This window comes from Candidatus Acidiferrales bacterium (assembly GCA_036514995.1).
Lineage (GTDB): Bacteria > Acidobacteriota > Terriglobia > Acidiferrales > DATBWB01 > DATBWB01.
The window spans coordinates 58,300-70,545 of record DATBWB010000062.1 but is presented as its reverse complement, the minus strand read 5'-3'; the positions used below and the strand labels follow the sequence as shown (position 1 = coordinate 70,545).

Below are 12,246 nucleotides of genomic sequence, written 5' to 3'. Positions count from 1 at the left end.
TGGCAATGCCTTCCCGGCCTGCCCCCCTGCCGGCGGCGTGCGGCCCGGTTCCTCTCTCCCATGAAAAACATCTCCGGCAGCCGCGCCCTGGTGTTGGTTTTCGCCAAAGCGCCTGCGCCCGGAAAAGTCAAAACACGCCTCATGCCCAAGCTCTCGGCCGCCAGGGCCGCAGCGGTCCATCGAGCTTGTTTGGCGGATGTGCTGTGTACCGTCGCCAGCCTGCCTCATCGAATCGAAAAGTGTGTTCTCTTTGCCGGTTCGCCTTCTGTCGTTCGCCGGCTCAAGGTTGGAACTCTCCCAAAAAATATTTCCGTTGGTTCACAGTCGCGTGGCGACCTGGGGCGGAAGCTCGTCATCGCCTTGCGGGGTTTCTTCCGCTCTGGCGTCAAACGCATTGTGGTGCTCGGGACCGATACGCCCTGGCTGAGCCGCGAACGGATTCTTTATGCTCTCCGCTTGCTCTCCCGGACCGAGGTGGTTCTCGGTCCCACCGGAGACGGCGGCTACTATCTCATCGCATGTCGCCGCCTCATCCCCGAAATGTTCTCCGGCATTGCGTGGGGCACCAGCCGGGTGATGGCGCAGACAAAAATCCGGTTGCGGACGCTTGGCGTCCCATGCCATCTGCTTCCTGTGGACTTTGATTTAGACAGGCCGGAAGACCTTGAAAAATGCCGGCGCAGACTCTCTCTACCCCGCGCAAGAGGAAAGAGACCCGCTCCCGCTCTTTTCAAGACGTTGCGCTTGATCAGGCAGGAACAGTCTCCACCCAGCCGCCCCCGATGACTTTCTCCCCGTCATAGAAGACGGCCGCCTGACCGGGTGTGATGGCTCGCTGCGGTTCGTCAAACACGATGCGGGCGCGTCCCTCATCGAGCGGTGCTACCTTTGCCGGCGCCGGGACATGCTTGTGGCGGATCTTGGCTTCCACCCTGACAGGTCCTTCCGGTGGCGCTATAGAAATCCAGTTGACCTCGCGTGCGATACAACTCTGCTGATAGAGATCTGTCTCCTCGCCCACTGTTATCTGTCCTGCGGCTGCGTCCACCCCAACAACGTAGAGCGGCTGACCAGTGGCGATGCCAAGGCCTTTGCGCTGGCCAACGGTATATTGATGCACGCCGCCGTGCTTTCCCAGCACCTCCCCCGCCTTCGTCACTACCGCGCCTCCGCCCCGCAAGAGCTGGCCGTTTCCCTGCTCGGCGACGTAAGCCTCAATGAACTGCGCGTAGTCGCCCGTCGGCACGAAGCAAATCTCCTGACTCTCCCGCTTGTCCGCCACCGGCACTTGGTGATCCCGGGCCACCTCGCGGACCCGTTCCTTGGTCATTTCTCCCAGAGGAAATATGGCCCGCCCAAGCTGCTCCTGCGAGAGCCCGAAAAGGAAGTAGGACTGATCCTTGCTTTTGTCCACCGCCCGCAGCAACTGATAGCGGCCTGTCCCGGCATCATACCCGATGCGCGCGTAGTGGCCCGTCGCCAGCTTTTCCGCGCCCAGTTGACAAGCCATGACCAAAAGCTCATCAAACTTGATCCAATTATTGCAGAGGGTGCAAGGAATAGGCGTGCGACCGGCCAGATAGTCGCGAACAAAAGGCTGCACCACCTTTTCTTCAAACTGTCGCTCGAAATTCACCACGTAGTAAGGAATGTTCAGGTGCTCAGCCACGCGGCGGGCATCATAGACATCATCAATCGAGCAGCAACGTCCCCTCACGCCGTCCGGAACGTGGTAGCGGCCGGCCAGGCGTCGCTGGTTCCAAAGTTGCATCGTCAGGCCGATGATGCGCCGGCCCTGCGCGCGCAAAATCGCTGCCGCGGTGGAGCTATCCACCCCGCCGCTCATGGCGACGACAATTTCGGGCTGCATTACCTCAGACATTTGCGGTTGTTGGCTTCCTGTATAGCGGCGAGAGTTCTCTCAAGCGGTGCACCGTCTCGGGTAGCACCTCCACGGCATAGGCAACGTCTCCCGCCACGTTAAGGTGCCCGAGGCTGAATCTCAAGCTGGCGCGAGCAATCTCTGGCGGCTTGCCGATCGCCGTCAAGACATGGGAGGGTTCAATCGCCCCGGAGGAGCACGCTGCCCCCGTCGAACACGCCACCCTCTTCAGATCCAGAGCAATTACGAGCGCTTCTCCTTCGATAAATTCAAAATAGATGTTGGTGGTGTTCGGCAAACGGCGCTCCCGGCTTCCATTGACGCCCGTCTGGGGAACCGTTGCCAGGATTTCTTCTTCGAGCCGATCCCGCAGCCCGCCAATCCGCACTGCTTCCCCAGCTTGCTCCCTCCTCGCCAGCTCAGCCGCCTTACCCAGCCCGATAATTCCGGCAACGTTTTCCGTTCCGGGACGCAGATCGCCTTGATGGTGGCCGCCGTAGAAGAGCGGCTCGAGATGAACACCGCGGTGAACATAGAGCGCACCGACACCCTTCGGCCCATGCAGCTTGTGGCCGGAGATTGAAAGCAAATCCACCCCGAGCTTCCTGACATCCAGAGGCAGCTTCCCCGCCGTCTGCACCGCATCCGAGTGGAAATAGACGTCAGCTTCTCGAGCAATCTTCCCGATCTCTTCGATCGGTTGCAGGGTCCCCAGCTCGTTGTTCGCATGCATCACGGTGATCAGGACGGTTTCCGGCCGGATCTCCCGGCGGACATCTTCCGGGTCCACAATGCCGTCGCTCCCCACCGGGACATAGGTAACGTCCACTCCCGTTCTCTCCACGTGCTGGCACGCATTCAACACCGCGTGGTGTTCGATCGCCGACGTAATGACGTGTTTCGTCCCGCCCTGGTCGAGCTTGGCAGCGCCCACCACGCCAAAGATCGCCAGGTTGTCGGATTCCGTTCCGCCGCTCGTAAAAACAATCTCCTTCGGCTGAGCGCCGACGAGCGCTGCCACTTCTGCCCGAGCGCGTTCGACCCCCGCCCGGGCTCGCTGGCCAAAGCTATGGATGGACGACGCATTGCCGTATTCCTCCGCCAGGTACGGCGTCAGCGCTTCCAGCACCTCCGGCCGTATCGCGGTCGTCGCGTTATTGTCCAGGTAAACCCTGCGCATCTCTCGTCCACTCGCGCTAGTTGCTTCTATTTCCGCTGAATATTCACGTTACGCGGAGACCCGGGCAAAGTCAAGACGACAAGTACCGTTCCGTCTGCTCTCGAAGCCTGCTTTTGCCGTCCCTTGACTTCACCCTTCCCGTTTGGTTACTTTGCCTTTGCGTCTTGCTTGAGGAGTCGAGTTGGCCCATCAACCCATCATCACCCTGACCACCGACTTCGGCAGCTCCGATCACTTTGTCGGCGTGATGAAGGGCGTCATTCTGAGTATCAATCCTCAAGCCTCTATTGTGGACATCTCGCATCAGATCCAGCCCTATGACCTCCTCGACGGCGCCCTCACGATCGCCCAGGCCTACCCTTATTTTCCGCCGGCCAGCATCCACGTTGTTGTGGTGGATCCAGGCGTGGGGAGCGAACGACGCCCCATCCTTGTGAGCAGCGACAAGCACTACTTTGTTGCCCCCGACAACGGAGTTCTTTCCGTTGTGCTCGACCGCGAACCCGGAGCCACGGTACGCCACATTACCTCGGAGCACTACTTCCTGAGTCCGGTGAGCAACACCTTTCATGGACGCGATGTTTTTGCTCCCGTCGCAGCCTATCTGAGCAAGGGGGTGGATACATCCCGTTTCGGAGAGATTGTTACCGAGTGCGTCCGCGTTCCGCTGCCGCGGGCTCAGCGTGTCGGCGAGAAGGAGATCAAGGGGGTGATTCTCAAGGTTGACAATTTCGGCAATTGCCTGACCAATATCACGCCCGAGGATGTGCCGGAACTCTTCGCCAGCTCGCCCCCGCCTTTTCGTCTCGTCACCGGAAAAAAAGAAATCAATAAGCTCTTCCTCTCCTATGCCGCCGGCCCCGTGGACGAGCCTTTTGCCATCCTCGGCAGCTCCGGTTATCTGGAGCTTGCCACCAACCGCGCGCATGCCGCCCAACTCCTCGGCGCCCGCCGCGGCACGGAACTTTCCATTTTCCTCGAATAGTCTCTCTCGCTGTGCTCGGGGAGCCTGATCCCGGGAGCGCTGACCAAAAAACTCTGGAGCTTCTGCCGCTCGATCGAGGGCCCCTGCTATGACTACTCCGCTTTCTCTTCCTCGGCCGGCGGTTCGAGCTTCGTCTTCTGCCCCCGCACATGCTCATTGAACCAGTTCATCAGCCGATAGGCGCAATCGCGCTGGAACCGAGGCTCGTTGAACCCGTGCCCTTGTCGCGGGTATTTGACCATTTGCACGGGAACGTTCTGTGCCTTCAGAGCTTCGTAAAGCTCCTCCCCCTGTGAAAGGGGAACCCGCACGTCGCTCATCCCATGCAAGATAAGTGTTGGCGTGCTCACACCCTTCACGTTGAACATCGGCGAATGCTTGAGATACGCCGACTGCTGCTCCCACGGAAAGCCGCCAAAATATTGGGGCAGGAACGGCGGAATGTCAGCCGTGCCGAAAAAGCTGTAGAGGTTCGTGACCGCCGCCCCGGGCGAGGCCGCCCGGAATCTCTTTGTCTGCGTGATGATCCATGAGGTCATGTAGCCACCGTAGCTCCAACCCATCACTCCCATGCGGTCCGCGTCGGCCATTCCCTTCTCGATCAGGTAGTCCACACCGGCCATGATGTCGCGATAGTCCCCGCCACCCCAATCCTGGAAGTTCGCGCGGCGGAAGGCCTCGCCATAGCCGCCGCTGCCGCGAGGATTCGGCAACAACACCACGTACCCCTCGGTCGCAAAAGCCTGCGCGGGGTAAACGTAGCGTCGCGCCGTAAAACCTTGGCTAAACACCCCCGCCGGCCCGCCGTGGACGATGACCAGCAACGGATAGCGGCGTCCTTCCTCGTATCTCGCTGGCTTGACCAGAATGCCTTCGATGGTAAAACCATCCGTGCTGGGCCACCGGATGACCGACATGGAGGACATCTCCGCCACCTCAAACGGCTGCTGGACTTTGCTCACCTCCCGGAAGTTCTTTCCCGTATCGGTGGAAAGGATCACGGTTGGTGGCGTCGCCAGGGCAGCTCGAACGGCCGCGACGCTCCGCCCATCGCGGGCAACGTCAAAACTCGAATAGACAAATTCTCCTGCGGAGATCTGTTGCACTGCGCCTCCCTCGACGCTGAGGGAAAACAAGTGAGCTTGCGTTTTTGCGTCGCCCGAAAACAGGATAGTGCGCGAATCCGGCAGCCAGCGGAAATCGTTTACCTCTTCGTCAAATGCTTTCGATACGATCTTCGGTTCGCCCCCTGCCGCAGGAACCACCGTGAGGTAACGGTTGGCGATCCAATCCACCTGGCCGCGTGTGGAAAGGAAGGCGACTGTCTTCCCGTCCGGTGACCATCTCGGATCGGTATTGGCGCCATCCCAGGTCGCCAGGTCGCGCGTCGTTTCGTCAGCCACCTTGATCGCCCGGATCTTGGAATGAAACCCATCGTGGACTTTGGGAGTTGGCTGAACCGAATAAGCGATTGCGCTTCCATCGGGAGACCAGCTCAGGCGGGTCACATGCGCGTCCTCTTTGCCCAACTGTCGTGGTTTCCCCCCGCCGGCAGCAATGACGTAGAGACGCGCGAAACGGAAGGCTTTGTCCACCTCAATCCAGTCATCCTTGCGCTTCTCTCGCTTCTTCTCATCCTCCGTCGGCCGATCAGCGGAAAGGTAGGCGACGCTCTTCCCGTCGGGTGACCATTCAAATGCGCTTACTCCCTCTTCCGCGTCCGTAAGCTTTTGTGCTTCGCCTCCACCCACCGAGATGACCCAAATTTGCGTCTTGGGCTTCTTGCCCTCTGCTTCCGTCCCCTCGCTCCTCTCGCTCAGGAATGCTATCTGTTTGCCGTCTGGCGACCAACGAGGATAGAAATCCGATCGCGGGCCATTGGTCAGTTGCAGGGTCTGTCCGGACGCCGCATCCGACAGAAAGATGTTGCGGCGATAGACATCCAGCTTGTAGTCCGGCGAACTTACTACAAAAACAATCTTCGAGCCATCGGGCGACACTTGCACCTGCGATGCCGCCCGGTCTTTCATCACCTCTTCCACTGTCAATCCAGCCACGCCAAAGACGGGCCTGGCAGCCAGCAGAAAGCCAAATAAAATCCACACACTCAACAGGGTGATTTTCTTCGTTCGAATCACCTTAACCTCCTTCAAAGAGACACTTTCGTCAGCTTCTTCGGTTGTTCCCCTGTGAAAGAGAATCGCCGCAAGCGTGCGAAGCTCGCCGGCCGACCGGTCCAGCCACAGAACTCGATCCGCGCCACCCCGACACGGGGCGGGAAGCTGGCCAGCGGCGTTTCCCTTTCCATTCACTCCAATGTCTTGGCTGCTACCGCTTTTCGAGGGGCGTGTACGACACGTCGAAGGGCCCGACGTATTGGGCATTGGGCCGAATGAGACGGTTATTTTGAAGTTGCTCGAGCACGTGGGCTGACCAGCCGGCGATGCGGCTGACGGCGAAAATAGGCGTATACAAATCCGTCTCTATCCCCATGTAATAGAAGCAGGACGCCGAGTAGAGATCCACGTTCGGGTAGAGATGCTTTTCCTTCACCATCCACTCTTCGATCTTGCTGGTCATCTCGTACCACTTCATGTTGCCGTTGCCCTTGCCGAGCTGGCGGGACACTTTGCGCAGGTGCTCCGCGCGCGGGTCAAACGTCTTGTACACCCGGTGACCAAAGCCCATCACTCGCTTCTTCGCCGCCAGCGTTTGATGCAAATAATCGGACACTTTCTCGGTCGAGCCGATTTCGAGCAACATCTTCATCACCGCTTCGTTCGCCCCGCCGTGGAGCGGTCCCTTGAGAGTTCCAATCGCCGTCGTAATCGCCGAGTAGATGTCGGAAAGCGTGGATGCCGTGACTCGCGCCGCGAAAGTGGAGGCATTGAACCCGTGGTCGGCATGCAGCACGAGAACAATATCCATGGCGCGAGTGCTCACCTCGTCGGGAGTCCGACCCGAAAGCATGCGCAGAAAATCGCAAGCATGATCGAGCGCTGGGTCTGGTGCAATCGGCTCCTTCCCGTTTCGGATGCGGTCGAATGCTGCCACCAGCGTGGCCATTTGGCCGGTGAGTCGCATGGCTTTGCGAAGGTTCGCCTCGGGTGAGTTGTCTTCGGCCTCCGGATCGAAAACCGCCAGCAGGGAGACGCCCGTCCGCAGCGCAGCCATGGGCGTTGCCGCGCCCCCGATCCGCCGAAGATGGTCCACCACAGCCATCGGTAGCGCCCGGCTCTGTCCCATCTCTTCCCTGGTGCGCTGCCATTCGGGCCTGTTGGGCAATCGCCCGTGCCAGAGAAGATAGCAAATCTCCTCAAAATTGGATTTCTCCGCCAGCTCGTTGATATTGATACCGCGATACAGGAGTGTTCCCGCGTTTCCGTCAATGAAGCTGAGCGCTGTGCTGGAAACCACGACCCCTTCTAATCCAGCTTTGACTTCAATCGCCTCTGGCATCGAGGCCACCCCCTCTGCGGCCTTGGTGCGATCTCGCCGCGCGCCATTATAGCATGGCCATTTTTTGTCGCTCCCGGCATTACCGCCCGAGCACAGCTCTGGTTTGCGGGTCAGCCCAGTCGCGCAGCGCGTCGCCGAGCAAATTGAAGGAGAAAACCGCCAGCATGATGGCGAGCGCCGGGGAGACCACCAGATGGGGAGCGTCGAAGAGATGGTTGCGGGCGTCACTCAACATGCTGCCCCAACTCGGCGTCGGCTGGAGCACGCCCAGCCCAAGAAAGCTGAGCGTGGATTCTGCCAGAATCGCGGTGGCCATCCCCACTGTCGCCTGCACCAGCAACGGCGGGATGATGTTAGGCAACAAGTGCGCCCGCCAGATGCGCCATCCCTGGGCCCCCAGGCTTCGCGCCGCCTGCACATATTCGAGTTCGCGCACTTTAGCCACCTGTGCCCTCGCCAGTCGCGCGTACCCAGCCCAGCCCGTTACCGTCAACGCCAGAATCACCCTGCCCACGCCCGGCCCCAGGAATGCCGCCAGCGCAATCGCCAGCAAGATTCCGGGGAATGCCAAGAACGTGTTGATGGCTACCACGTTGATGATGCGGTCCGTCCAGCCGCCGAAATAGGCAGCGACCGAACCCATCAGCAGTCCCAGAGTCCCCGCCGCGAGCACCACGCAAAGGCTTACGCTCATGGACACTCGCGAGCCATAGATGATTCGCGAAAGAATATCGCGGCCCAGCTCGTCGTTTCCCAACCAGCTTCCTCCGCCGGGCGCGGCAAGCCGCTTGGAGAGCTGCTGCTCGGTGGGACTCGCCGGAGCTATCCAGGGAGCAAGCGTGGCCGTCAAAAGCAGAAGGACAACGATGGCAAGCGCCAGCGCAGCAATCGGATTATTGTGTATCACACTCGCCATAGCGTTACCTTCGCCGAATCCTCGGATCCACCGCGCTGTAAGCGAGGTCGGTCAGAAGATTGACCAGCACATAGCTCAGACCGATCACGAGCACACATCCCTGCAGCAGGGAGTAATCTCGCGCGCTGATGGCCTGCACCGTCAGCCGCCCCAATCCAGGCCATGCAAAGATCATTTCTGTCACAATCGCCCCCGCCAGCAACGTGCCAAGCTGGAGCCCGATCACCGTCAGAATAGGGATGAGCGCATTCTTTAACGCATGACGATAAAAAACCCACTTCTCGCTCACTCCCTTCGCCCGGGCCGTCCGCACGTAATCGCTCGAGAGCTCTTCGAGCATGGCGCTCCGCACCATTCGCGTCAGAATCGCCGCCAGTGCCGCTCCCAGTGTCACCGCCGGAAGAACCATGTGCGAAATCCCGCCTCGGCCTGAAACCGGTAGCCAACCCAGTTTCACCGATACCACCAGAATCAGAATCGGACCCAGAGCGAAATTGGGAAAGGAAAGACCCGCCAGCGAAACCATTCCTATTGCCCGGTCGGCCCATTTCCCGCGATGGGCGGCTGCCGTCACTCCCGCCGGGATGGCAAGACCGAGCGAGACAAGAAGGCTTGAGAGCGCCAACGCCAGCGTTGCCGGATAGCGTTCGGCGATCAAATGCAAGACCGGCTCGTGGAAGCGCAGCGACTCTCCCCACTCGCCTCTTACCAGACCCCACCAGTAATGAATATATTGGCTTGCCAGCGGTTCGTTGAGACCCAGTTCCTCGCGCAAGGCCGCCACATCGCCGGGCCGGGCGCCTTCTCCCAGCATGAGTTGGACGGGATCCCCTGGAACAAGATGGATCAACAGAAAGACTAGCGTGACCACCAGCCACAACGCGGGTATGGTCGAGACAAGGCGCTCGAACAAATAGCGTCTCATGCCTTGGAAGACTTGGTGGATTTCGGCTGGCCCCCATCTAATCGGGGCTGGCTCAGCCGCTCGATTTTTATCTTGGCCACCCGGCGGCCGTCCATTTCCGCCACCGTGAAACGCACTCCGTCGTACACAAACGATTCCCCCTGCCGCGGAATCCGCCCAAGCTGGCTCAACACAAATCCAGCCGCTGTTTCAAAACCACGATCGCGGGGCACAGAGAGGCCAAATTCGCTTTCCAATTCGTACACGCTCATCAGGGCGTCAACGAGCATGGAACCATCGCTCAACCGCTGTGGCTTCTCTTCCACGTCAAATTCGTCATGGATCTTTCCGGTGATCCGTTCCACCAAATCCGCCACGGTTACCAGCCCCTGAATATTCCCGAATTCGTCCACCACCAGAGCCATTTGAGTGTGCCGCCGCTGGAATTCATTCAGCAGATCGGCAAGCGGCTTCGTCTCGGGCACGATGAGCGCTTCCCTCAAGATGCGGCGCATGTCGAAATGGGCCAGCGCAATGCCTTCCGCTTGGCGACGTTGCCTATCCATCACCACCCGCAGCAAATCCTTGGCGTGCAAGATACCGGCCACCTGATCCATCGTTCCGTCGTAAACCGGCAGACGCGATCTCTTTTCGTGTAGAACCTTATCCAGCGCTTCCTCCAGCGTGGCCGTCAGCGGAAGACACTTCATGTCCGGCCGCGACACCATCACCTCGCGCACTTCCACTTTGCCCAGGTCCACCGCCGCCCGAATCATCTCCTCCTGTCGTACATTGAGCAGCCCGCCCTCCTGGATGTCCCCAACCAACAGCAAGAGCTCCTCCGGTGTGTGGACAAGCCTGTGCGGGTCAGTTTCGGCCGCTCCCATCCATTTGAGCGTTCGGTCAGCACACCTGTCCAGCACCGCAATGAAGGGCCGGAAAATCCGAATGAAGATCTCCATCGGCCGCGCGATCGAAAGCGCAACGCTTTCGACCCGCTGCAACGCCAGGTTCTTGGGCACCACCTCGCCCAAAACCACATGCATAAAAGTGATGAGCAGAAAAGCCACCGTCAGGCTTACGGTGTGGCCGATCGCGCGAAAGTAAGGCCATCCGGCGTAGTCGAAGAGAGGAATAAATATTTGAGCCAGGGTCAGCTCACCCACCCACCCAAGCCCCAGACTGGCTATCGTGATTCCGAGTTGCGTTCCCGACATCACTCGGTCGAGGTTCCCCAGGAGCCGCTCGACCGCGCGGGCGCCGGGCCTTTTCTCGGCCACCAACTGTTCCACCCGGGTATGGCGTATCGCCACGAGCGAAAACTCCGCGCTTACAAAGAAAGCGTTGACCGCCACCAGAAACATCACAATGAAGATCTGGATTGCAATCACCCGGTAGGCTCCCACGCGAATTCTACCACATTGCGGTGAGCTAGCCCCTCGCCTTGCTCACCGCTACAAAAGCCACACGTCTAACGTTTTGGTCGGCTTTGGGAGGTTCAGGTAGCCGTACTCAAGATGCTCCTCGGTGGCCGTGGGCGGATGCATCGGCTCGATAACACCCAGCAAAGCCCATATCCTGGCATCAGGAGCAGCCAGCACGGCTGTCCGCGGCGAAAATGTTGCCTCCGGTGGGGAACCTGACGTCATCCTTATCCGTAATAGCTATTGGATAGCACGGGAGACAGCAAGATGGCAAAGCCGAAGCGCAAACGGAGAGGGGTGCTGATCGGGCTCGTCGTCTTTGCGGCTGTTGCCAGCCTGGCCGCTTCAGCTCTCCTCCGCAACTCAACCAAAATCGACCCGTCGAAACTGGCTACGGTCGAGCGTGGCGATGTTGCCCGCTCCGTCGTCGCCACCGGAAAGATCGAGCCCCTGTCCAAGGTGCAGATCAAGTCCAAGGCCAGCGGAATTGTAAAAACCCTTTACGTCAACGTGGGCGACTCCGTCCGCAGCGGACAGGTCCTCGCCGAACTGGACAAGGAAATCCTTGTTGCCCAGGTGCGCGAGGCCAAAGCCAATTTGGAAGCCGCCGAGGCGAACCTCGCCGCCGCCCAGGCTACCTACGAACGCAATAAGGTAGATGCCGAGGGGCCTGACGTGCCCTTCCTGCAAAAACATCTCGACCGCTCGCGCAAGCTTTTCACCGACGGCTTGATCCCGCTGCAAAGCCTCGATGACGCCGAAAAGAACTACCAGCTCGCCCGCAACAAGCAGCAATCAGCCATCACCAATCTCTCCGTCAACAGAGCGGAAATTCAGAAGGCCGCCGCGCTGGTTGCCCAGGCGCGGGCAACTCTCGAGCGCGCCGACGAGGACCTCCGCAAATCAACCATTGTCGCCCCCATTGTTGGCGTTCTCCTCTCCCGCGATGTGGAAGTAGGCGATGCGGTGAGTTCCATCCTGGTGCTTGGCTCGGCCGCAACCCTGATGATGACCCTCGGCGATGTCCGCGAGGTGTACGTTAAGGGCAAGGTGGACGAGGTGGATGTCGCAAAAATCTACCTCGGCCAACCTGCCCGTATCACGCTCGAATCCTTCAAAGATAAGAAGTACTCCGGAAAAGTCACCAGGATTTCGCCCATGGGCATCGAGAAAGACAACGTGACAACCTTCGAGGTTCGCTGCTCGATTCAGAATCTCGACGGTGAACTCAAAACCATGATGACCGCCAACGCCGAGATCATCCTGGAAGAGCACAAGGCTGTTTTGACGATTCCCGAGGGAGCAGTGATCTACGACAAGGACCGGAAAACTTCGGTCGAAGTTCCCGAACCAAGCCTGAAAAACGGCAAGCGCAAGCTGGCAGTCGCCATCGGCATCAGCAACGGCGCTCGCGCCGAAGTTCTTTCCGGCTTGAAGGAAGGCCAGCAGGTCGTCCTGCAATAGGTTCTTGTGTTTGGCAAAAAGTTGGGTGCGTT

At 59.5% G+C, this 12,246-nt stretch carries 10 protein-coding genes; 3 read left to right on the top strand and 7 right to left on the bottom strand.

The window, feature by feature from the left end; translation table 11 throughout:
* The first annotated feature begins 60 nt into the window (after window positions 1-60).
* Window positions 61-786: a TIGR04282 family arsenosugar biosynthesis glycosyltransferase gene (locus VIH17_04635; GenBank protein HEY4682520.1), complete on the top strand. Its 726-nt coding sequence runs from the start codon at window positions 61-63 to the stop codon at window positions 784-786.
* Here the strand turns inward: VIH17_04635 and mnmA are convergent.
* Both mnmA and VIH17_04625 read right to left on the bottom strand, forming a co-directional pair.
* Window positions 749-1,882, bottom strand: coding sequence for a tRNA 2-thiouridine(34) synthase MnmA (gene mnmA / locus VIH17_04630; GenBank protein ID HEY4682519.1), 1,134 nt, complete (start codon window positions 1,880-1,882; stop codon window positions 749-751). The two genes, VIH17_04635 and mnmA, sit on opposite strands and share 38 nt — an antisense overlap.
* Window positions 1,875-3,062: a cysteine desulfurase family protein gene (locus VIH17_04625; GenBank protein HEY4682518.1), complete on the bottom strand. Its 1,188-nt coding sequence runs from the start codon at window positions 3,060-3,062 to the stop codon at window positions 1,875-1,877. Before VIH17_04625 ends, mnmA begins: the two co-directional genes overlap by 8 nt.
* Window positions 3,063-3,243: 181 nt before the next feature.
* On the opposite strand from VIH17_04625, the gene VIH17_04620 reads away from it, so the two are divergent.
* Window positions 3,244-4,047: an SAM-dependent chlorinase/fluorinase gene (locus VIH17_04620; protein ID HEY4682517.1), complete on the top strand. Its 804-nt coding sequence runs from the start codon at window positions 3,244-3,246 to the stop codon at window positions 4,045-4,047.
* Between the two features lie 92 nt (window positions 4,048-4,139).
* Here the strand turns inward: VIH17_04620 and VIH17_04615 are convergent, their stop codons facing one another.
* The 5 genes from VIH17_04615 to VIH17_04595 all read right to left on the bottom strand — a co-directional run bounded on the left by VIH17_04615 (window position 4,140) and on the right by VIH17_04595 (window position 10,717).
* On the bottom strand, window positions 4,140-6,185 hold the full coding sequence (locus VIH17_04615) for a S9 family peptidase (protein ID HEY4682516.1): 2,046 nt from the start codon (window positions 6,183-6,185) through the stop codon (window positions 4,140-4,142).
* A 190-nt stretch (window positions 6,186-6,375) separates the two neighbouring features.
* Window positions 6,376-7,506, bottom strand: a complete 1,131-nt coding sequence (locus VIH17_04610) for a citrate synthase (protein ID HEY4682515.1) — start codon at window positions 7,504-7,506, stop codon at window positions 6,376-6,378.
* Window positions 7,507-7,585: 79 nt separating this feature from the next.
* Window positions 7,586-8,422, bottom strand: coding sequence for an ABC transporter permease (locus VIH17_04605; GenBank protein HEY4682514.1), 837 nt, complete (start codon window positions 8,420-8,422; stop codon window positions 7,586-7,588).
* A gap of 4 nt (window positions 8,423-8,426) precedes the next feature.
* Window positions 8,427-9,347, bottom strand: coding sequence for a nickel ABC transporter permease (gene nikB / locus VIH17_04600; protein HEY4682513.1), 921 nt, complete (start codon window positions 9,345-9,347; stop codon window positions 8,427-8,429).
* On the bottom strand, window positions 9,344-10,717 hold the full coding sequence (locus tag VIH17_04595) for a hemolysin family protein (GenBank protein ID HEY4682512.1): 1,374 nt from the start codon (window positions 10,715-10,717) through the stop codon (window positions 9,344-9,346). Before VIH17_04595 ends, nikB begins: the two co-directional genes overlap by 4 nt.
* Window positions 10,718-11,017: 300 nt before the next feature.
* On the opposite strand from VIH17_04595, the gene VIH17_04590 reads away from it, so the two are divergent.
* Window positions 11,018-12,214: an efflux RND transporter periplasmic adaptor subunit gene (locus tag VIH17_04590; protein ID HEY4682511.1), complete on the top strand. Its 1,197-nt coding sequence runs from the start codon at window positions 11,018-11,020 to the stop codon at window positions 12,212-12,214.
* The last annotated feature ends 32 nt before the right edge of the window (window positions 12,215-12,246 follow it).